Origin of the sequence: Streptomyces albofaciens JCM 4342 (assembly GCF_008634025.1) — a bacterium.
GTDB classification, from domain to species: domain Bacteria; phylum Actinomycetota; class Actinomycetes; order Streptomycetales; family Streptomycetaceae; genus Streptomyces; species Streptomyces albofaciens.
Window position 1 is genome coordinate 1,746,764 of sequence record NZ_PDCM01000002.1, and the last position, 19,688, is coordinate 1,766,451.

Genomic DNA, 19,688 nt, shown 5'->3' on the forward strand with positions numbered 1-19,688 from the left:
CGCCTACGCAGGGGTGCAAGGAGGGCACGGCGCCGCATAGCGGGTGCCGCTCCCATGACCGTACGGATGCGGGCAAGGCCGCCCAGCCGCCCGCCCCGCGTTCGAACACACTCCCGGACAGCCGCTACGCTCCCCCGCCATGAACGACTCCCTGCTCCTCCTGATCGTGGCGGTGGCCGCCCTCGTCGTGGGCACGGCGGGCGGCTGGGCCGCGCGGGCCGCCGTGGTACGCCGCGGGCTGACCCGCGAGCAGAGCTTCTTCGGGCTGCCCGACGGGTCGGAATGCGTGCTGGTCACCCACCGGGACAGCACCTCGGCCCACTGGAGCATCCCGCGGCACGACGCGCTGGCGCTGCTCGGCCTGGCCTCGGTGGTGGAGAACTGCGGGGCGCACGCGGAAGTGGCGCCACACGACACCGGGTTGCAGGGCTTCGGCGCCCGTACGGAGTTCTGCGTCGGCGACCCGACCGCGCACCGGCGCCTGGCGGCCCACATGGCGAACCTGCTGCCGGGGGTCGCCGTGCACCCCGGCGACGAACACGGCATCGGGCGCGGGACGTTCGCCGTCGGCGGTTCGACGTACCGGCTGGAGCCCGGCGCGGCGGAGCACGTGCTGCTGGCCCGGCTGACCGCCGTCGAGAGCGGCCGGCCGGTGTTCCTCGCGGCCGGCCAGCGACCGGTCACCCACCGCGCCGCGGTGCGGCACCTGGTGCGCAACCGGACGCGGCTGGCCCGCAAGTACGGCGCCGACGGGCAGTTCTGCCTGCTGCTCAAGGTCGTCAACTCGCAGGCGTACGGGCCCGACGTGGTGGAGCTGGTCGCGGACGTGACCAAGGCCGCGCTGGCGCCGCCGGAGCCGAAGGGGCACCGCGCGGGCGCGTAGCCGCCGCGCGGCGGCCGGGCCGGGCGGCGTGAGTCAGCCGAAGTACATGACCTCGGGCGCCGGGCCGCCGCGGTACGGCCGCCAGTCCGCGAGCCCCGGCCCGGCGGGCGTGCCGGTGGCGGCGAAGGCCGCGAGCGCGCCGCCGAAGGCCCGCGCCAGGCGGCGGGCGTCCGTGCCGGGCCGGCCGAGCATCGGGCTGTCGGGGAAGGCGTCGAACGTCCCGAAGAGGAAGGGCAGTTCCGCGCAGTGGGTGGCGCCCAGTGTGCCGTCGTCGCCGTCCGGACAGCGGTCGAAGCGGTAGACGTACGCGGGGACGCCCTGCGCGGCGCGCTGCTCGGCGATGCGGGTCACACCGTCCCGGAACAGCCAGCCGGTGGCCGCCTCGGTGAGGAGTCCGGCGGGCGAGGCCTCCGGGCACAGGCGCGCCAGGTCGTCGTAGGCGCGGGCCGCCATGGCGGGGTCGCCGCCGCGGAAGGCGTCGGCGTCCTCGCACATGATCCGCAGGACATCGTCCCGGGTGAGCGCGCGGGCCCGCTCGTCGAAGGCGACGAACGCGGTCATCTCGTCCCGTACCGTACCGATCAGCAGCCCGGTGTCGCCCAGGGCGCCCCCGGCCACCGCCTGCCGGGGCGCCGTGGGCAGCAGCGCGCCGCCGAGCACCGGGTACATCGGCGGCGCGACCCGGCCCGGCCGCGCGCGGTCCGCCGACAGGCGGGCGTACGCGGCGAGCAGCCGCTCGGCCGGCAGCGTACGCAACTCCCGCAGCGCTTCCGGTTCCCGGCCGCCGCCCACCGCCTTCCCCGGCAGCCCGAGCAGGTCCAGGAAGGCGGCCGCCGACTCGGCCGCCGCGTCCGGCTCCTGGGGCGGCAGCCCCCAGGGCCCGCTCTGCGCGATGACCCGCCGCACCGGCCCACGGGTCTCCGGCGCGACCGCGAGCGCCAGGGCCGCATACGCGCCCGCCGACTGCCCGCCGACAGTGAGGCGATCAGGATCGCCGCCGAACGCCGCGATGTTGTCGCGCACCCAGCGGAGCACCGCGGCCTGGTCCCGGAGGCCGAGGTTGCCGACACCGGACTCGGGCAGGTACAGGTAACCGAACGGCCCCAGGCGGTAGTTGGCGGTGACCACGACCAGGTCGCCGAGGGCGGCGAGGCGGGCCCCGTCGTACCAGTCCCAGCCGCCGGAGCCACTGGTGAAGCCGCCGCCGTGGAACCACACCAGCACGGGCCGCCCGGCACCGGACGACGCGCCGGCCGGACTCCAGACATTCAGCGTCAGACAGCCGTCCTCGCTCCAGTCGACGGCCCTGCGCCCCATGACCCGCTCCAGACGGGACGGCCCCTGCGGTACGGCGGGCCCCGGGCGCGCCGCGTCGCGGACGCCGGCCCAGCCCTCGTGCGGGCGCGGCGGGGCGAAGCGCAGCGCGCCGACCGGTGAGGCCGCGTACGGGATGCCGCGGAAGGCGGCCACCGGCGGCGCGTCCGTGTCCTCCTCGGCGACCGGCGCGGGTTCGCCGCACACCCGCCCCCGCTCGGTCTCCACGGTCCGCCACCACGCGCGTCCTGCGGCCATCGTCCAGCCCCTTCGTCCGGTTCGGCCCCCGTGCAGCACCCGTTCTACGGGACGGCCCGCCGTCCGCGCACACCTCGCCGCCCCTTGCCGCCGCGCAGCCCCCACCCCGCCCGCTCCGGCGCTCCCGCGCAGGTGTCACCCCGGTGTGGTAGTCCTGTTGTCAACGGCTCCGGCGTGCCGGGGCCCGGGCGACCGGCCGACCCCACGCCCCAGGGAGCACGTGATGACCGAACGCAAGCCCCCCGGTGTCGACTTCGAGACCTGGACCGACCGGCAGATCCGCGAGGCCGCGGAGCGCGGCGACTTCAGCGGCCTGCCCGGCTTCGGCAAGCCCCTGGCCGGCCTCGACAAGCCGTACGACGACCTGTGGTGGGTCAAGGAGAAGATGAGCCGGGAGAACCTGAGCTTCCTCCCACCCACCCTGGCCCTGCGCAAGGAGGCCGAGGACGCCCTGGCCGCCGTGGCACGGGCGCCGTCGGAGCGCGCGGTCCGGCGCATCATCGGCGAGATCAACAAGAAGATCGAGGAAGCGGTCCGGAAGCCGCCGCCGGGGCCGCCGCTGAACATGGAGCCGTTCGATGTGGAGCGTGTGGTGAGCGAGTGGCGGGAGCGGCGGAAGAAGTAGGCCGTCCGGGCCGGGGCCCGGCAAGGCGGGGCCGGTAGGACCCGGCCCCGCCCCGGACTTCAGGACACCGTGTCCCCCGTCCACACCTCGATGCCGGTGGCCTCGCGCGCGGCGAACGGCGCCCGCCAGTCACCGGTGCCGTGGTAGACGTAGGTCGTACGGTCCTCCTTGGTGGTGACGAAGAGGTCGGCCTTGCCGTCGGCGTTCGCGTCGCCGATGCCGACCGTCTGGCGGTAGGCGTCCCATCCCGGGCCGATCTTCACCCGGTCCGCGAAGGTGCCGTTGCCGTACCCGAGGTACAGCCACAGGACACCGTTCGGATCGCGCGCCACCAGGTCGCCGCCGGGGCCGCCGGCCACATCACCGACCGAGGTGATCTCGTTGTACATGGTCCAGCCGGTACCGGCCTTCACCCGCGGCGCGAACGGCGCCCGCCAGTCGCCCGTGCCCTTGTAGAACCAGAGCGCCCCGGCGGAGTCACGGGCCAGCAGGTCGCCGCGGCCGTCGCCGTCGAGGTCCGCGCCGCCCGTGATCCGGTCGTACATGTCCCAGCCCCCGCCGATCTTCACGCGGTCGGTGAAGGTGCCGTCCCCCTTGCCCAGGTACAGCCACAGCACCCCGTCCTTGTCCCGCGCCACCAGGTCGCCGGCCGGCGCGCCGGCCACCTCACCGGCGGCGGTGACCTGGTGGTAGTCGCCCCAGCCGGTGCCGACCTCCTTGCTCCGCATGCCCTTGAGCCTCCCGCCGTCACGGAAGGTGTCCACGATCGACAGCGTGCTCGGTCCGCGGACCAGCAGGTCCGGCGTGCCGTTGTCGGTGTAGTCGTGCGGGGCGGGCTTGCGCGTCACCTCGAACGTGCCGCTCGACTCCAGGACCGGCCCCAGGTTGTTGCGGGGCTTGGCGCTGAACTTCCAGGTGTAGTCGCCGTTGGGGGCGGCCGGCTTGTCCGGCCAGCCGTCGAACACGCCGTCCCAGTCGAAGTCGACCCAGCCGGGTCCGCTGTGGCTCGGGCCCGCGTCGTCGGGGCGCACGGTGAACGCGTGCTCGGCGCCGGACGCCCGGTGCCGCAGGGTGATGGTGACCTCCACGTTGCGGCGCGACAGCTGCCAGCGCGGCTTCCAGTGCCCCTTGGACAGGTCGGCCACCGCCGGCACCTGCGCGTCGGTGAGCGTGACCTTCGTCGGCTCACCGGTGCTCGCCACCAGCTGCGCGACCGGCGCGCCGTCGGCCCCCGCGGAGATCCGGTACAGGCCCTCGCCCTGCTCCACGGTGCCGCCCGTCACCAGCAGGGCGCCGTCCGGCGTGGGCGTGAGGCTGTCGAGATGGTCGAGCACCTTGCGGCCGGTGCCGCCGCCGACCGGCACGGCGCGTACGGAGAGGTCACCGTTGTACCGCCCCTCGGTGGTCTTCTGCTTCTCCCCGTAGACCGCCCAGTCGCCGACCAGCCCGACGTGCGGGGTCACCATCCCCTCAAGTCCGGTGCTCCACCGCCGGCCGTCGCCGTCACCGGCCAGCTCCACCGTCTCCAGTTCGACGCGGGGGTCGGACATGAACACCGAGCCGCTCACCGCGAGGTGCTTGGCGGACACGGCGGCACCGGCGGTGTAACCGCTCGCCAGGCTCCGGCCGGGGACGGCCTTGGCCGAAGCCAGGTCGACCACGACGTAGTCGAAGAACTCTCCGAACTGCCGCCCGCAGCGGACCACGGCCTTGCCGGGGCCTCCCGCTTCCAGGTGGAAGTCGTTCGAGCCTGCGGGCAGGCCGGTGACCACCCGGTCGGTGATCTTCTCGCCGTCGGCGGCCAGGAGGTGCACCTCCTGGTCCTTCTCGTCCTTGCCCACCCTCTTGTACGCGAACACCGAGGAGCCCACGGTGCCCATGTAGTGGTAGCCGTACGTGGCGAGGTCGATGAACGCGGACTTCCCCGTGGCCATGTCGCGCAGGGTGATCTTCTTGGAGGCGCCCATGACCGGGTCGTCGCCGAGCGCGACGGTGTCGGACGCCGTGCCGTGCTCCGTCCCGAACCCGTAATCGGCCTTGTCCCGGGCCAGTTGCGTGGTGCCGCCGTCCGCATAACGCGTCCACACCACCGTGCCCTCCGGGTCCGCGGAGAGGTACCCGGTGGTGCCCGCGCTCACGATCCGGGAGCCCGGGGCGAGCTTGCCCGCCGACGCGGCGGGAGCGGGGGCGGCGAAGGCCGCCGGTGCCGCCGCGAAGGCGGGGACGGTGAGCGGGCCCGCGGTGACCGCCAGGCCGACCGCCACCGCCGTGCTCAGCAGCCGTCCGGACCGTCTCGGTATCGGGGAAAGAGTCATGTGCCCTCCTGGCAACACACCGACCAGCCGGAGAGCGCCCAGGGGCCACTGTTTCCCCCGAACCGACGGAAACCGCGTGCCCCCCGCCGGTGATCGGGCAAACCCTAGCAACGGCGGATTTCACCCGATCACCGCTCCGCCGGTCGCGGCGGAGATCCGGGACAACTTTGGCCAGTGCGGCGCGACTTCACCGCTCCTCCGTGGCCAGCCACCCCGCCAGCCCCAGCATCGCGGCCCCCGTCGCCGCGTCCAGCCGCCGCCGTACCCGGCGGGTGGCGCCCAGGGCTTTCAGCCGTCCGCCCAGCGCCGCGTAACCGCAGGCGCAGCAGAATTCCACGGCGATGTAAGCCGCTCCCAGGGCGCACAGCGGGAGGACGACGTGTGCGGCGTCGCGGGAGAGGAACTGCGGCAGGAAGACGGTGAAGAGGATCAGGGCCTTGGGGTTGGCCGCGGCCACGACGAACTCCTGCCGGGCCAGGCGGCGCGTCGACAGGGCGGGCCGTCCGTCCGGCGCCGCGCCGCCGGACCGGCTCCGCCGCCCCTTCGCGTCCGCCGGCCCGCCCGCCGTGGCCACCGTCCGCACCCCCAGCCAGGCCAGGTACGCCACGCCGCTCCACTTGACGACGGTGAACGCCGCCTCGGAAGCGGTCAGCAGCGCCCCGAGGCCGGCCGCCACCGCCGCCGCCATCAGCGCGAACGCGCCGAACCGGCCCAGCGAGGCGCCGACGGCCGCGCGCGGGCCGTGCCGCAACCCGTTGCGCAGCGCCAGCAGCTGGTTGGCCCCGGGGGTGGCGGCCAGGAGTACGGCGGCCGGGAAGAACGCGGCCCATTCGACGTCGGTCACCATGGTCCACGCGTACCCCGTGCCGCGCGGAACCGCGCGAGCGGCCTCTTCCGGCCACCCCGCGCGCCCCGTCCGCCTCGTCCGGTACACCCGTTCCCGCCCGTCCCGTCCAAATTGGATTCCCATAATCCAATTCAGTACGGTGGGCCCGTGCGCCTGACGAAGAGCACCGACATCGCGCTCCGCATCGCCATGCGGCTGGCGGTCCTCGGCGACCGGGAGGACGCGCCGACCACCCGGGAGGTGGCCGGCGCGGTCCAGGTGCCGTACACGCACGCCGCCAAGGTGGTGAGCAGACTGCAGCACCTCGGTGTCGTGGAGGCCCGGCGGGGCCGCAACGGCGGACTGTCACTGACCGCCGCGGGCCGCACCGGCTCCCTCGGGCGCCTGGTCCGCGAGCTGGAGGGGGTCGGTGACGTGGTGGGCTGCGAGGACGACCCGCCCTGTCCGCTGCGCGCGGCCTGCCGGCTGCGCGGTGCGCTGCGCGCCGCGCAGGAGGCGTTCTTCGCCGCGCTCGACCCGCTGTCCATCGAGGATCTGGTGGGCACCCCGACCGGCCCGCTGCTGCTGAGCCTGACGCCCCGGCCGGAGGGCTGAACGGCCCTATCACGCCCCCACCCCCGCCCGTACGCTCGCAGTGAAATACGAATCTGAAATGCCAGTTTTCATCGCGGCGTCGCACCGCCCGGCCACCGCGCCGGCACAACTCAAGATCAGCACATCTCAAGAACACGAACCGGAGCATCCGATGCTGTCGACCAAGTCCGCCGAGACCGTACGCGCCACCCTCCCCGCCGTCGGATCGGCCATCGGCGAGATCACCCCGCTCTTCTACGACAAGATGTTCGCCGCCCACCCGGAGCTGCTGCGCGACCTGTTCAACCGCGGCAACCAGGCCAACGGCAGCCAGCGCCAGGCACTGGCCGGTTCCATCGCCACCTTCGCGACGTACCTGGTGGAGCACCCGGACGAGCGCCCCGACGCGATGCTGGAGCGCATCGCGCACAAGCACGCCTCGCTCGGCGTGCGCCCCGACCAGTACCCGATCGTGCGCGAGCACCTGTTCGCGGCCATCGCCGAGGTGCTCGGCGACGCGGTCACCGAAGAGGTGGCGGCGGCCTGGGACGAGGTGTACTGGCTGATGGCGAACGCCCTCATCGCCCTGGAGGAGCGGCTGTACGCGGCGGCGGGCACACCGGGCGGGGACGTGTGGCGCGAGTACCGGGTGACCGGCCGGTTCCAGGAGACCGACGACGTGGCCACCTTCGTCGTACAGCCGGTGGACGGGGGCCCGCTCCCGGCGTCCCGGCCCGGCCAGTACGTCTCCGTGCAGGTCGAGCTGCCCGACGGCGCCCACCAGATCCGGCAGTACAGTCTGTCGGGGCAGCCGGACGGCGCCCTCCAGTTCTCCGTGAAGCGGGTCACCGGCGACGCGGCGGGCTCGCCCGCCGGCGAGGTCTCCAATTACTTGCACGACCACGTGCAGGGCGGCGAAGTCCTGCGCGTGAGCGCGCCGTTCGGCGACGTGGTGCTGGACGAGGGCGACCGCCCGCTGCTGTTCGCCTCGGCGGGCATCGGCTGCACGCCCATGATCGGCATGCTGTCGCGGCTCGCCGCCGACGGCTCCACCCGGCGCGTCGTCTCGGTCCACGCCGACCGCTCCCCGCACACCCACGCCTTCCGCACCGAACTGCGGCAGCTGACCGAGAAGCTGGACCACGCCACGGCGGAAGTCTGGTACGAGCAGCCGGGGACCGACGGGGACGGCGCGGGCGCCGGCGAGGCGATCACCTTCCACGAGGGCCTGACCGACCTGAGCCGGGTGGAGATCCCGGCCGGCACCGTCGCCTACCTCTGCGGCCCGGTGCCGTTCATGAAGGCCGTCCGCGCCCAGCTCCTGGAGGCGGGCGTACCGGCGGCGGACATCCACTACGAGGTGTTCGGGCCGGACCTGGGCCTCTGATCACGGCACGCGCCCGGCCCACCGGCCGGGCGCACCGCCCGCACCCGGACACCCCCGCGTTACCCAGCCGTAACCTACCGACGGGTTACCACCGGTAAGAACGGCACCTTACTCTCCAGTCACTTCAGCCCCCCTCCTGAAGCACCTGGAGCAGTAGATGTCGCCCTCACGCACCACGCTGCGCACCGCCGTCGGTACCGTCTCCGCGGCCGTGCTCGCCACCTCCACCCTCGCGGGCGCCCCGGCCGCGAACGCCGCCGCGCACTCCCCCGCGGCCGGCGCGCGAAGCGGTGCCACGGCACCCCGGGACCTCGCGGCGCGGTTCCCCGACGTGAAGTTCGTCGACATCCAGGGCGACGGCGGCATCACCCTGAAGGCCAACGTCTTCACGCCGGGCGACGCCGCGCCCGGCCGCCGCTACCCGCTGATCGTGCTGCCCACCAGCTGGGGCATGCCGCAGATCGAGTACGTCGTGCAGGCCAAGAAGCTCGCCGACGCCGGGTACGTGGTGGTCGGCTACAACTCCCGCGGCTTCTGGCAGTCCGGCGGGCAGATCGAGACGGCCGGTCCCCCGGACATCGCCGACGCCTCCAAGGTCATCGACTGGGCGCTGGCCCACACCCCGGCCGACCCGGGCGAGGTGGGCATGGGCGGGGTGTCGTACGGTGCCGGGATCAGCCTGCTGACCGCCGCCTTCGACAAGCGGGTCAAGGCGGTCGCGGCGCTCAGCGGCTGGGCCGACCTGATCGACTCGATCTACAGCGGGCGCACCCAGCACGCCCAGGCCGCCGGGCTGCTGGGCGGCCTGGGCGCGCTGACCGGCCGCCCCAGCGCGGAACTCCAGGGCATCCTGAAGGACTTCCTCGGCTCGAACCTGGCCAAGGAGGGCGACATGATCAAGTGGGGCGCCGAGCGCTCCGCGGTCACCTACCTGGACAAGATCAACGCCAATGGCGCGGCCATCATGCTGGGCAACGCCTGGGGCGACTCGCTCTTCCCGCCCAACCAGTACGCCGACTTCTACGAGAAGCTCAAGGGACCCAAGCGGCTGGAGTTCCGGCCCGGTGACCACGCCACCGCCGAGGGCCTGGGCCTGCTCGGGCTGCCGAACGACACCTGGGACCACACCAAGCGCTGGTTCGACCACTACCTGAAGGGCGCGGACAACGGCGTGGACCGGGAGGCGCCCGTACAGCTGAAGTCCCGCTCCACCGGCGCCTACGAGGGCTACAAGAGCTGGAAGGACGTGCCCTCCGGCCACCGCAGGATCGCGCTGGACGGCACGCGGCGGATCGGCACCGACCGGGACTCCGGCGCCAACGGCGGCACCGTCTTCCTGTCCAGCCTCCTGGACCAGTTCCTCAAGCTGCCGCCGATGGCCTCGATCCCGCTGCTGCCGCGCTCGGCCGCGGCCGTGTGGCAGTCCGAGCGCTACGCCTCCGCCCAGCACGTACGCGGTACGGCGAAGCTGCACACCACCGTGACCAGCACCGCCGGGAGCGGCACCGGCATCGCCTACCTGTACGACGTCGGGCCGCTCGGCCTCGGCAAGCTGGTCTCGCACGCGCCGTTCACCTTCCACGGGAAGACCCCGGGCCAGCCGTTCGGCGTGGACCTGGAGCTGTTCTCGACGGCATACGACGTCCCGGCGGGCCACCGGCTGGCGGTGGTCGTGGACGCCGTGGACCCGCTCTACATCGAGCACAACCCGTCCGGCGCGCAGCTCACGTTCTCCTCGCCCGCCGCCGACCCCTCGTGGCTGTCGGTGCCGGTACGCGACTGAGCACCTGGGCCGGGGGCGTCAGTGCTGTTGCCCCGCCCCCGGCAGCAGGGTCCCCGGCTCCGGGGCGTTCACGTCCACCGCCTCCGTCTTCAGGCTCCGACGCTGCCGCTCGGCGACCCGGTACGCACACCAGGACAGCAGCATGCACATGCCGATGTAGATCGGCGAGATGATCAGGACGACCGGGATGAACGGCAGGTCGTAGTCCAGGTTGGAGGCGATCAGCTTGCCGGCGTGCAGGAACTCCTCGTAGGTGATCAGGAAGCCGAGCGAGGTGTCCTTCAGGGCGACCACCAGCTGGCTGATGATCGTGGGCAGCATGGCGCGGACCGCCTGTGGCACCAGGACGTGCGTCATGACCTGCGTCTTGCGCATGCCCAGCGCGTACGCGGCCTCCCGCTGCCCGCGGTCGACCGAGTGCACCCCGGCCCGGAACACCTCGGCCAGCACCGAGCCGTTGTACAGCGTCAGCCCGGCGACGAGCGCGTACAGCGGCTCGGCCTTGAGCGCCACATAGATGAAGAAGATCATGACCAGCACGGGCATCGCGCGGAAGAACTCCACCAGCAGCGTGCTCACCCAGCGGACCGGCGTGTGCTCCGAGAGCCGTCCCGCGGCGAGCACCGCGCCCAGGACGAGGGAGAGCACCGCCGCGATCGCGAACGCCTTGAGCGTGTTGCCCAGACCTTCGAGCAGCAGCTCCTGGATGCCCTGGTACGCGAACGGCGTCCACTTGCGCGCGCTGAACTGGCCGGTGTCGACGAGCAGGTACCCGGCCCAGGCGAGGATGGCGAGGATCACCACGGTCGCCGCCACCCCGTAGAGCCGGTGCCGGCGCCGGGTCTGCGGTCCGGGGACGTCGTAGAGGGCGGTGGTGGTCATCGGGGAACCCCCCAGCGCTTTTCCAGCACGTTGAACAGCGCGCTGATGGTCAGGGTCACGATCAGATAGCCGACGGCGATCCAGACGAAGGTCCAGACGATGTCGTAGCCCAGCTCGTTGAGCGTCTTGTAGGTGCCGAGGAGTTCGACGACGCTGAAGGAGCCGGCGATCGCGGAGTTCTTGGCGAGCGCGATGAGCGTGGAGCCGACGGGCGGGATGACGGTGCGGAACGCCTGCGGCAGCACCACGTCGCCCAGCGTCTGCGAGAAGGTCATGCCCAGGCTGCGGGCCGCCTCGCCCTGCCCCACCGGGACGGTGTTGATGCCGGAGCGCACCGCCTCGCAGATGAAGGCGGAGGTGTAGCAGCCCAGCGCCAGCACGGCGAAGACCTTGAAGGGCAGCACGACGCCGAAGCGCGGTAGGCCGAGCAGCACGGCGAAGAACAGCAGCGTCAACGGGGTGTTGCGCAGCACCATCACCCACACGGTGCCGAACACCCGCAGCGAGCCGACCGGCGCCACCCGGAACGCCGCCATCACCACGCCCACGACGAGGGCGAGCAGCGAGGCGAAGACGGTCAGTTCGACGGTGCCGAGCAGGCCCTCCCCGTAGCGGGAGAAGTTGTCCAGGAGCACGTTCATGGGCGGTCCGTCCTCAGCTCGCCGGGTAGCGGTCGATGGCGGGCGGCTGCGGAGCGGGAACGCCGGACAGGCCCAGCGTCGCGTCGTACGCCTTCTTCCAGTCGCCGTTCTTCTCGTGCGCGGCGAGCGCGTCGTCCAGCGCGAGGCGCAGCGCGGTGTCCCCGCGCGGCACGCCGATGCCGTACGGCTCCCGGGAGAACGGCTTGCCGGCCAGCTTCAGCTCGTCGGGCACCTTGGCGGCGTAGCCCATGAGGATCGCGTCATCGGTCGTGACGGCGTCGACCTGATAGGTGAGCAGGTTGTCGACGCACACCGAGTACGTGTCATAGGCGACCAGATCGGCCTTGGGGTAGTCGGACCGGATGCGCTGGTACGGCGTCGACCCCGCCGCCGAGCACACCTTCCTCCCCGCCAGATCCCGCGGCCCGTCGATGCCCTTCTGGTCCTTGCGCACGAGCAGTCCCTGCCCCGCCAGGTAGTACGGCCCGGCGAAGCCCACCTGCTGCTTGCGCTTGGCGTTGATGGTGTAGGTGCCGACGTAGTAGTCGATCTGGCCGTTCTGCAGGGCGGTCTCGCGGTTGGCGGACGAAATGGTCTTGAACCGGACCGTCTTCGGGTCGAAGCCGAGGGAGGCGGACAGCATCTTGGCGATCTCGATGTCGAAGCCGGTGTACGTGCCGGAGGCCGGATCCCGCTCGCCCATGTACGGCTGGTCCTCCTTCGCGCCGACGACCAGGCGGCCGCGGTCCCTGGCCTTGCGCCAGGTCGCGGAGGCAGGCAGCCGGAACCCCTCGGCGGTCGTGTAGCGGGGCAGCTGACTGCCCTTGGGTCCTTTGACGGGCGGGCTGCCGGACTTGCCGCAGGCGGCGGCCAGCAGGGCGACGGCGGTCAGCGCGAGCGCCGCGAGGGCGGTTCGGGTGTGGTGCATGGCGGCGCCCCCGGTCAGTGCTTGAGGATCTTGGAGAGGAAGTCCTTGGCGCGGTCGCTCTCGGGCGCGGTGAAGAACTCCTCCGGCGTGCGGTCCTCGACGATCCGGCCGTCGGCCATGAAGACGACCCGGTTGGCGGCCGAGCGCGCGAAACCCATCTCATGGGTGACGACGACCATCGTCATGCCCTCCTGCGCGAGCTGCTGCATGACCTCCAGCACCTCGTTGATCATCTCCGGGTCGAGGGCGGAGGTCGGCTCGTCGAAGAGCAGCGCCTGCGGCTCCATGGCGAGCGCGCGGGCGATCGCCACCCGCTGCTGCTGGCCGCCGGAGAGCTGCGCCGGGTACTTGTCGGCGTGCGCCGCCAGGCCCACCCGCTCCAGGAGTTGGCGGGCCCGCTGCTCGGCCTCCTCCTTCTTGCGCTTGCGGACCTTGACCGGTGCGAGCATCACGTTGGCCAGCACGCTTTTGTGCGCGAAGAGGTTGAAGGACTGGAAGACCATGCCGACTTCGGCACGCAGCCTGGCCAGTTCCCGCCCCTCCTCGGGAAGCGGGTGGCCGTCCAGGGTGATGGTGCCGGACTCGATCGGTTCGAGGCGGTTGATGGTGCGGCACAGGGTGGACTTGCCGGAGCCGGAGGGCCCGATGACGACCACCACCTCGCCGCGGCCGACGGTGAGATCGATGTCCTGGAGGACATGCAGTTTCCCGTAGTGCTTGTTGACCCCGCGCAGCTCGATCAGCGCATCACCGGCCATGTGCAGCCCGCTCACTCTCATCCGTCCAGCCAGGACACCGCAACCTACCCGCACAAAACCGGGCCTTCTCCACTGACACGCACAGATGCCATGACAATCCCCGATTACCGGAGAAAATGCCCACGCGTGCCGGGTACGCGACCGCCGGCGGCGCCGGCGCGCGGCGGCCGGGCGGCCGGCTGCCGCACCACGCCTCCCTAGGTACACAGAGCCTGCCTGCGTACCTAGCCTGTGGGCATGGGTGACAACCGGCCTGTCTTCCAGCGCATCGCCGACGACCTGCGCCGCCAGATCGACGAGGGCACGCTCCCCGTCGGCGCGCGCATCCCGTCCCGCTCCGAGCTGAAGCGGGCGTACGAGGCCAGCGACCAGACCGTGGACCGGGCGGTCCGCGTCCTGAAGGCCGCCGGCTACGCGGAAGGCCAGTTCGGGCGCGGGGTCTTCGTGACCGACCGGGCGCCCATAGGCACCCTGCTGCGCTCCACCGGCGCCGTGGACTCCCCGTTCGCCGCCCGGATCGCGCTGGAGGGCTCCCCCGACGGCGCGCCGCTGACCTGGGAGGCGTCCTCGACGACGGCCCCGGCGTCGGACCGGGTGGCGCGGCGGCTGTGCATCGTGCCGGGCACCGGCGTCATCCGGTCGGTGTACGAATACCTCGCCAACCGGCAGCCGGTGCAACTCGCCACGAGCTGGGAGCCGCTCGCCATCACCGAGGGCACGGACGTGGTCTTCCCGGAGTGCGGGCCCTATGCCCGGCGGGGCGTCCGGGGGCGCATGGCGGCCATCGGCATCCGGGTGGTGCGCGCCGAGGAGCGGGTGGGCTCGCGGCCCGCTTCCAGCGCCGAGGCGGAGGCGCTGGGCTGCTCCCCCGGGCAGTGCGTCACGGTCGTGGAGCGCACCCACTTCGACGCGGACGGGCGGGCCGTGGAGACCTCGGACATCGTCGTACGGGCCGACCGGTGGCGGCTCGCGTACGACATCGGGTTCGTGTAGCCGGGCTCGGGGCGGTGGGGTTTCGGGCGGTCTGACGCCGGACGACGGGCTGCGGACGGTCTCGGGCTTCGAGAGGTCCCGGGCTTCGAGCGGCCTCGGGCTTCGAGCGGTCGGGCCAGGGCCGGTGTCCGCGTTCCGGCGGCCGGGCGGGCCCCGGAGCCGGGCTCGCGGCTCTCCGCGGCCTCCGGACCCGGACCCTCAGCTCTCCGCGGCCTCCGCGTAGAGCTGGCAGAGTTCGGGCGCGCCGGTGGCCGCCCAGTCCCGGCCCGCGGTCACCACGTCCACCTCCCGGCCGGACGCCAGCCGGACCACCGGCTCGCCGCCCGGCCACACCTTCCAGCTGGCACCGGGCACCGTCCGCACCAGCACCGTGCCCAGGTAGCAGCCCGCGTCGTTGCCGAGCCAGGCCACCACCTCGGGGTCGTCGCGCCAGGCCGGGCGCAGCTGGTCCAGCGCCTCCAACGAGTGTGCCGAGTCGTCCAGTTCCACGCCTTCGGTCTGGGCCTGGGCACGCAGCAGCTCACACTCCGCCAGGAGCAGGGCCGCGCCTTCGGGGTCGTCTTCGACGGCGGGGCTCGCATCCGGCCGCTTACGCCACTTGTCCAGGAAAGACAGGTTCATGGGCGTAGCGTCCCACCCGGGCGGGGGCGGTGGCCACAGGCGCGCGGCGGCCCGGTGGCCGGATCACCGCGCCCGGCCACCGGTTCCGGCCGGTCCCGTACTCGTTCCCGGCACCCATGGAGGAACGCCCGTATGCGCGTACGACTGTGGGGCGCGGCACTCGGCCCTGCCCTCTCCCTCGCCCTGACCGCCACGGCCGCCCCGGCGACGCCGCCACAACGGGCCGCCGGGCCGGTGCCCTTGGAGCGTCTCTTCGACAACCGGGCCGTCAGCGAGCCGTCCGCCCCGGCGTCGGCGGACTTCGACGGCTCGGGCAACTCGCTGTCCGCGCGGGACCTGGCCGCGGCGGGCTGGACGCCGGGCCGGGCGCTGATGCTCGACGCGGCCCGGCTGCGGTGGCCGCGGGCCGCCACGGGCCGGCCGGACAACGTACGGGCCGACGGCCAGACCGTACGGCTGCGCGGACGCGGGGACGCGGTGTCACTGCTGGTGGCCGCGACGGGCGGCACGGTGACCGGGACCGGCAAGGTCCGCTACCGCGACGGGTCGCGCAGCACGTACCGGCTGACCGCGCCGGACTGGCGCACGGGCCCGATGGGCACCAAGGCGGTGGCGCTGCCGCACATCAACACGCCGGACGGCCAACGGGCGGAGCAGGCGCGGCTGTACGCGGTGAGCGTGCCGGTGGCACGCGGGCGCGAGGTGGCCGCCCTCGTACTGCCCCGGGACCCGGGGCCGGGCGCCGATCTGCACGTGTTCGCGGTGGCGGTGCGCGACAACGGCGCCGGCTGGACGGGCAGTTGGGGAGCGGGCACGGGCGGGTACGCGAAGGCCGGGCCGTGGGGCGGCCGGACGCTGCGGCTGGTCGTGCACAGCGGTGCCGGCGGACCGCGGGTGCGGATCCGGCTGGCGAACACCTTCGCGGCGGCGCCGGTGAGCTTCGGGGCGGCGAGCGTGGCCGTGCAGGCACCGGACGGCGGCGCGGCAGCCGCCCGCACACCCGTACCGCTGACCTTCGGCGGCCGGCGCGGTATACGGGTCCCGGCCGGCGCCGAGGCCTCCGGCGATCCGCTCCGCTTCCCGGTGCCCGCGGGCCGGAACCTGCTGGTCAGCCTGTACCTTCCGGACCCGGTGACGGCGGCGCCGGTGCACGCGGAGTCCCGGCAGGTCTCGTACGTCAGCGCGCCGGGCAGCGGCGACCGTACGGGTGACACCGGCGGCGCGGCGTACCCCGGCACGCTGACCGGCTGGCCGTTCCTGACCGGGGTGGAGGTCGCGGGCGGTCCGGGCACGGTCGTGGCACTCGGCGACTCCATCACCGACGGCCAGGGCTCGACGGCGGGCGCCAACCGGCGCTGGCCGGACGTGCTGGCCCGCCGTTTCCAGGGCCGGCACGGGCTCCCGCGCTACGGCGTGGTCAACAGCGGCATCGCGGGAAACCGGGTCGTCACCGACCGCTATCCGGGTGACGGCGTGAGCGCCGATGTCAGCGGGGTCAGCGCACAGCACCGGCTGGAGCGGGACGTGCTGGCGCGGCCCTCGGCCCGTACGGTCGTGGTTTTCGAGGGCATCAACGACCTGCGGACCGGCACCCCGGCGCGCGAGGTCGTGGCGGGGCTGCGGTCCCTCGCCCGGCGCGCGCACGAGCGCGGGCTGCGGGCGGTGGCCGCGACCATCGCGCCGTGCGGCGGCTTCCCGGACTGCACGGCCGCGGTCGAGGAACGGCGCACCGCCGTGAACGCCGCCCTACGGGCGCGCGGCGCGGACTTCGAGGCCGTACCGGACGCCGAGGCCGTACCGGACTTCGACGCGGTCCTGGACTTCGACGCGGTGCTCCGCGACCCGCGGCGCCCGTGGCGGCTGCTGCCCGCGTACGACAGCGGCGACCACCTGCACCCCGGCGACGCGGGCCTGCGGGCGCTCGGGGAGTCGGTGGATCTGCGGGCTCTGGTGCCGGGCGGGCGTTGACGGGGCCGGGCCCTTGCGCCGGCTCAGACGTCCAGGTCCACCACCACCGGGGCGTGGTCCGAGGCGCCCTTGCCCTTGCGCTCCTCGCGGTCCACATAGGCGTCCGAGACAGCCTTGGCGAACGGCTCGTTCCCGTAGACCAGGTCGATGCGCATGCCCTTGTTCTTCGGGAAGCAGAGCTGGCGGTAGTCCCAGTAGGTGAAGGGCTTGTCGTACTTCAGGGGGCGCGGCACCACGTCCGACAGGCCGGCCTCGCGCAGGTCGGCCAAGGCGGCACGCTCGGCGGGCGTCACATGCGTCATGCCCTCGAAGACGGAGGTGTCCCACACGTCGTCGTCGGTCGGCGCCACATTGAAGTCGCCGAGGATCGCGAAGGGCCGGGGACCCGCCGCGTCCTCGGCGACGGCCGCCTTCAGCGCCTCGAACCACTGGAGCTTGTAGGCGAAGTGGGCGTGATCGATCTCCCGGCCGTTGGGCACGTACACCGACCAGACGCGGACCGGCCCGCAGGTCGCGGAGACGGCGCGGGGCTCCTGCACCCCTTCGTAGTCCGGGCCGCCGGCCAGACCGGGGCTGACGTCCTCCAGGCCCACCTTCGACAGCAGCGCGACGCCGTTCCACCGGCCGGTGGCGTTCACGGCGGCCTCGTAGCCCAGCTCGCGCAGCTGGTCGTAGGGGAACTGCTCGGCCGAGCACTTGGTCTCCTGGACGCACAGCACGTCCGTGCCGGTGTTCTCCAGCCAGGCCAGCAGCCTCGGGAGGCGGGCGGTGATCGAATTGACGTTCCAGGTCGCGATGCGCATGTCCGTAAACCTACAGCGGGGGTGTGACAGTCGGGGTCCGTGTCCGGCCCGGCCGGGGGCCGGACACCGTGGCTCAGTTCAGACCGGTGCGCTCACCGGGTGCGAGGCGGCCGTGCTCGGTGCCGCCCAGCTTGTCGATCATGCCGTCGTAGACCGGGCGCGCGTGGTCCTGGAGCAGGCTGTCGTGCACGTCGATGGCGCGGCGCGGCCGGACCTCGCGGACGTAGTCGATGACCTCGGCGACCTTGTTCCAGGGCGCGTGCACCGGCAGCAGCAGCGTGTCGACCGTACGGCCCTCGGGGACGGTGAGCGCGTCGCCCGGGTGGAAGACGGTGCCGCCGTCGTCCTCCGTGGTGATCAGGTAGCCCACGTTCGTGATGCGCGGGATATCCGGGTGGATGACGGCGTGCAGCTGCCCGTGCACCTCCACGTCGAAACCGGCCGCGGTGAACGTGTCGCCCTCACCGACCGTGTGCACCCGCCCCGGAAAGGCCGCGGAGATCTGTTCCGCGACACTGGCCAGGGTCCAGATCTCGGCGCCGCGGTTGGCCTCCATGCCCGCGCGCAGCCGCTCCTCGTCGAAGTGGTCCGGGTGCTCGTGGGTGATCAGGACGGCGTCGGCGCCGACCGCCGCGTCCCGCTCGCTGAAGCCCCCGGGATCGATGACGAGCACCTGCCCGTCCTTCTCCAGCCGGACGCAGGCGTGGGTCTTCTTCGTGAGTTCCATGCTTCCCATCTTGCCGCGCGAGGCCCTCCGGCGACCGCGGCGGACACCGGGCACCGGCCCCCGCCGTCACCCCTCCGGGGTGGTCTCCTCCCGTATGACGCGCTGCGCCACGGCGAACGCCGCGTTGGCGGCGGGCACACCGCAGTAGACGGCCGTGTGCAGCAGCACTTCCTTGATCTCCGTGGGCGTCAGCCCGTTGCGCAGCGCGGCGCGGGTGTGCGACGCCAGCTCGTCCTGATGGCCGCGGGCGACCAGCGCCGTGAGGGTGACGATGCTGCGCGTACGCCGGTCCAGCCCCGGCCGGGACCACACCTCCCCCCACCCGTAGCGGGTGATGAACTCCTGGAAGTCCCCGGTGAAGTCGTCGGTCGCCTCCTCGACGCGGTCCACGTGCGCGTCACCGAGCACCTCGCGGCGGACCTTGATCCCCCGCTCGTACGCGCCGCCGCGGACCGCCTCCGGCCGGCTCAGGCCGGACTCGATCGCCGCGGGCGCCGCCGGCGGGGGCGGCGGCGCGGCCGTGAGCACCGGCTTGGCCGCGGTCGCGCCGATCGCCGTCTGGCCGGTGGCGCCCGGCTTGTCGTGCCAGGCGGCGGTGAAGTGCCGGATGAGCAGCTCGGTGACGGCGGCGGGCTGCTCGACGGGCGCCAGGTGGGAGGTACCGGGAACCAGCGCCAGACTCGCGTCCGGTACGCCCGCCACCAGGGTGCGGGCGTCGGTGGTCGGGGTGACCTGGTCCTCGGAGCCGACGACGACCAGGGTGGGCACGCCGATCCGCTGGAGCGAGGAGCGGACGTCGAAGGCGGCCATCGCCTCACAGGCGGCGATGTAGCAGCCCGGATCGGTGGTGCGCACCATCTGGACGGCCCACTCCACGATGGCGGGCTGGGCCCCCGCGAAGCCCTGGGTGAACCAGCGCTCGGGCGACGTGCGGGCGATCGGGTCCAGCCCGTTCGTACGGACCACCACCCCCCGCTGCCGCCACGCGTCCGCGGTCCCGTACCGCGGCGAGGACGAGACCAGCGCGAGCGACGTGACGCGCTGCGGCCGGGTCAGCGCAAGCTGCGCACCGATGGCGCCGCCGATGGAACACCCCGCGTACCCGAAGCGCTCCACCCCCAGCAGGTCGAGCGTGGCCACCAGCCGGTCGGCCAGCTCGGCGACGGAGGAGGCCGGATACGCGGGCGACCCGCCGTGCCCCGGCAGATCGAACCGGACGACGCGCCAGTGGCGGGTCAGCTCGGGTATCTGGCGATCCCACATGTGCCAGGTCGTCCCGAGCGCCGCCCCCAAAACCAGACAAGGTGCGTCTTCCGGCCCGTCGGAGCGGTATTGCAGGGTCTTCACCGTCGTCTCACTCACCCGCCTGACCCTCTCATCTG

The 19,688-nt window shown here is 73.2% G+C and carries 18 protein-coding genes; 7 read left to right on the forward strand and 11 right to left on the reverse strand.

Translation table 11 applies throughout. The annotated features are described in order from the left end of the window. Window positions 1-139 precede the first annotated feature (139 nt). Complete coding sequence (locus tag CP973_RS27830; RefSeq protein ID WP_150246668.1) at window positions 140-883, forward strand: hypothetical protein; 744 nt, start codon at window positions 140-142, stop codon at window positions 881-883. Between the two features lie 33 nt (window positions 884-916). On the opposite strand, the gene CP973_RS27835 is transcribed toward CP973_RS27830, so the two are convergent. Beyond that, window positions 917-2,455, reverse strand: coding sequence for a carboxylesterase family protein (locus tag CP973_RS27835; protein WP_150246669.1), 1,539 nt, complete (start codon window positions 2,453-2,455; stop codon window positions 917-919). 223 nt (window positions 2,456-2,678) lie between these two features. Between CP973_RS27835 and CP973_RS27840 the strand changes: the two genes are divergently transcribed. Further along, a complete protein-coding gene (locus CP973_RS27840; protein ID WP_150246670.1) occupies window positions 2,679-3,080 on the forward strand; it encodes a DnaJ family domain-containing protein in 402 nt (133 codons plus the stop codon). Window positions 3,081-3,139: 59 nt separating this feature from the next. Here the strand turns inward: CP973_RS27840 and CP973_RS27845 are convergent, their stop codons facing one another. After that, window positions 3,140-5,395 (reverse strand): FG-GAP repeat domain-containing protein, encoded by a 2,256-nt coding sequence (locus CP973_RS27845; protein ID WP_150246671.1) that lies wholly within the window; start codon window positions 5,393-5,395, stop codon window positions 3,140-3,142. 187 nt (window positions 5,396-5,582) lie between these two features. Next, window positions 5,583-6,242, reverse strand: a complete 660-nt coding sequence (locus CP973_RS27850; protein ID WP_150246672.1) for a LysE family translocator — start codon at window positions 6,240-6,242, stop codon at window positions 5,583-5,585. A gap of 147 nt (window positions 6,243-6,389) precedes the next feature. On the opposite strand from CP973_RS27850, the gene CP973_RS27855 reads away from it, so the two are divergent. The 3 genes from CP973_RS27855 to CP973_RS27865 all read left to right on the forward strand — a co-directional run bounded on the left by CP973_RS27855 (window position 6,390) and on the right by CP973_RS27865 (window position 9,985). Then, on the forward strand, window positions 6,390-6,836 hold the full coding sequence (locus CP973_RS27855) for an RrF2 family transcriptional regulator (RefSeq protein ID WP_150246673.1): 447 nt from the start codon (window positions 6,390-6,392) through the stop codon (window positions 6,834-6,836). A 151-nt stretch (window positions 6,837-6,987) separates the two neighbouring features. Beyond that, complete coding sequence (locus CP973_RS27860; RefSeq protein WP_150250341.1) at window positions 6,988-8,202, forward strand: globin domain-containing protein; 1,215 nt, start codon at window positions 6,988-6,990, stop codon at window positions 8,200-8,202. Window positions 8,203-8,359: 157 nt separating this feature from the next. Further along, window positions 8,360-9,985: an alpha/beta fold hydrolase gene (locus CP973_RS27865; protein WP_150246674.1), complete on the forward strand. Its 1,626-nt coding sequence runs from the start codon at window positions 8,360-8,362 to the stop codon at window positions 9,983-9,985. 18 nt (window positions 9,986-10,003) lie between these two features. Here CP973_RS27865 and CP973_RS27870 read toward each other — a convergent pair whose 3' ends face one another. The 4 genes from CP973_RS27870 to CP973_RS27885 are packed head-to-tail and all read right to left on the reverse strand — an operon-like array spanning window position 10,004 to window position 13,194. Continuing rightward, window positions 10,004-10,867: an amino acid ABC transporter permease gene (locus tag CP973_RS27870; RefSeq protein ID WP_150246675.1), complete on the reverse strand. Its 864-nt coding sequence runs from the start codon at window positions 10,865-10,867 to the stop codon at window positions 10,004-10,006. Next, complete coding sequence (locus CP973_RS27875; RefSeq protein WP_150246676.1) at window positions 10,864-11,508, reverse strand: amino acid ABC transporter permease; 645 nt, start codon at window positions 11,506-11,508, stop codon at window positions 10,864-10,866. Before CP973_RS27875 ends, CP973_RS27870 begins: the two co-directional genes overlap by 4 nt. Window positions 11,509-11,521: 13 nt before the next feature. Then, window positions 11,522-12,436 (reverse strand): glutamate ABC transporter substrate-binding protein, encoded by a 915-nt coding sequence (locus CP973_RS27880; RefSeq protein WP_150246677.1) that lies wholly within the window; start codon window positions 12,434-12,436, stop codon window positions 11,522-11,524. 14 nt (window positions 12,437-12,450) lie between these two features. Further along, a complete protein-coding gene (locus CP973_RS27885) occupies window positions 12,451-13,194 on the reverse strand; it encodes an amino acid ABC transporter ATP-binding protein (protein ID WP_150250343.1) in 744 nt (247 codons plus the stop codon). Window positions 13,195-13,431: 237 nt separating this feature from the next. On the opposite strand from CP973_RS27885, the gene CP973_RS27890 reads away from it, so the two are divergent. Beyond that, window positions 13,432-14,187, forward strand: a complete 756-nt coding sequence (locus CP973_RS27890) for a GntR family transcriptional regulator (protein ID WP_150246678.1) — start codon at window positions 13,432-13,434, stop codon at window positions 14,185-14,187. Window positions 14,188-14,385: 198 nt separating this feature from the next. Here the strand turns inward: CP973_RS27890 and CP973_RS27895 are convergent, their stop codons facing one another. Further along, window positions 14,386-14,808: a DUF6278 family protein gene (locus CP973_RS27895; RefSeq protein WP_150246679.1), complete on the reverse strand. Its 423-nt coding sequence runs from the start codon at window positions 14,806-14,808 to the stop codon at window positions 14,386-14,388. Between the two features lie 132 nt (window positions 14,809-14,940). Here CP973_RS27895 and CP973_RS27900 point away from each other — a divergent pair, with 132 nt between their 5' ends. Next, window positions 14,941-16,776, forward strand: coding sequence for an SGNH/GDSL hydrolase family protein (locus CP973_RS27900; protein ID WP_150246680.1), 1,836 nt, complete (start codon window positions 14,941-14,943; stop codon window positions 16,774-16,776). 23 nt (window positions 16,777-16,799) lie between these two features. Here CP973_RS27900 and CP973_RS27905 read toward each other — a convergent pair whose 3' ends face one another. From CP973_RS27905 to pcaDC, 3 genes are all read right to left on the reverse strand, one after another. Beyond that, the gene (locus CP973_RS27905; protein WP_150246681.1) at window positions 16,800-17,579 is read right to left on the reverse strand and encodes an exodeoxyribonuclease III; all 780 of its coding nucleotides are present in this window, start codon (window positions 17,577-17,579) and stop codon (window positions 16,800-16,802) included. Between the two features lie 73 nt (window positions 17,580-17,652). Beyond that, window positions 17,653-18,306, reverse strand: a complete 654-nt coding sequence (locus CP973_RS27910; RefSeq protein WP_150246682.1) for an MBL fold metallo-hydrolase — start codon at window positions 18,304-18,306, stop codon at window positions 17,653-17,655. A gap of 66 nt (window positions 18,307-18,372) precedes the next feature. Continuing rightward, a complete protein-coding gene (gene pcaDC, locus CP973_RS27915) occupies window positions 18,373-19,668 on the reverse strand; it encodes a bifunctional 3-oxoadipate enol-lactonase/4-carboxymuconolactone decarboxylase PcaDC (protein WP_150246683.1) in 1,296 nt (431 codons plus the stop codon). Window positions 19,669-19,688 lie beyond the last annotated feature (20 nt).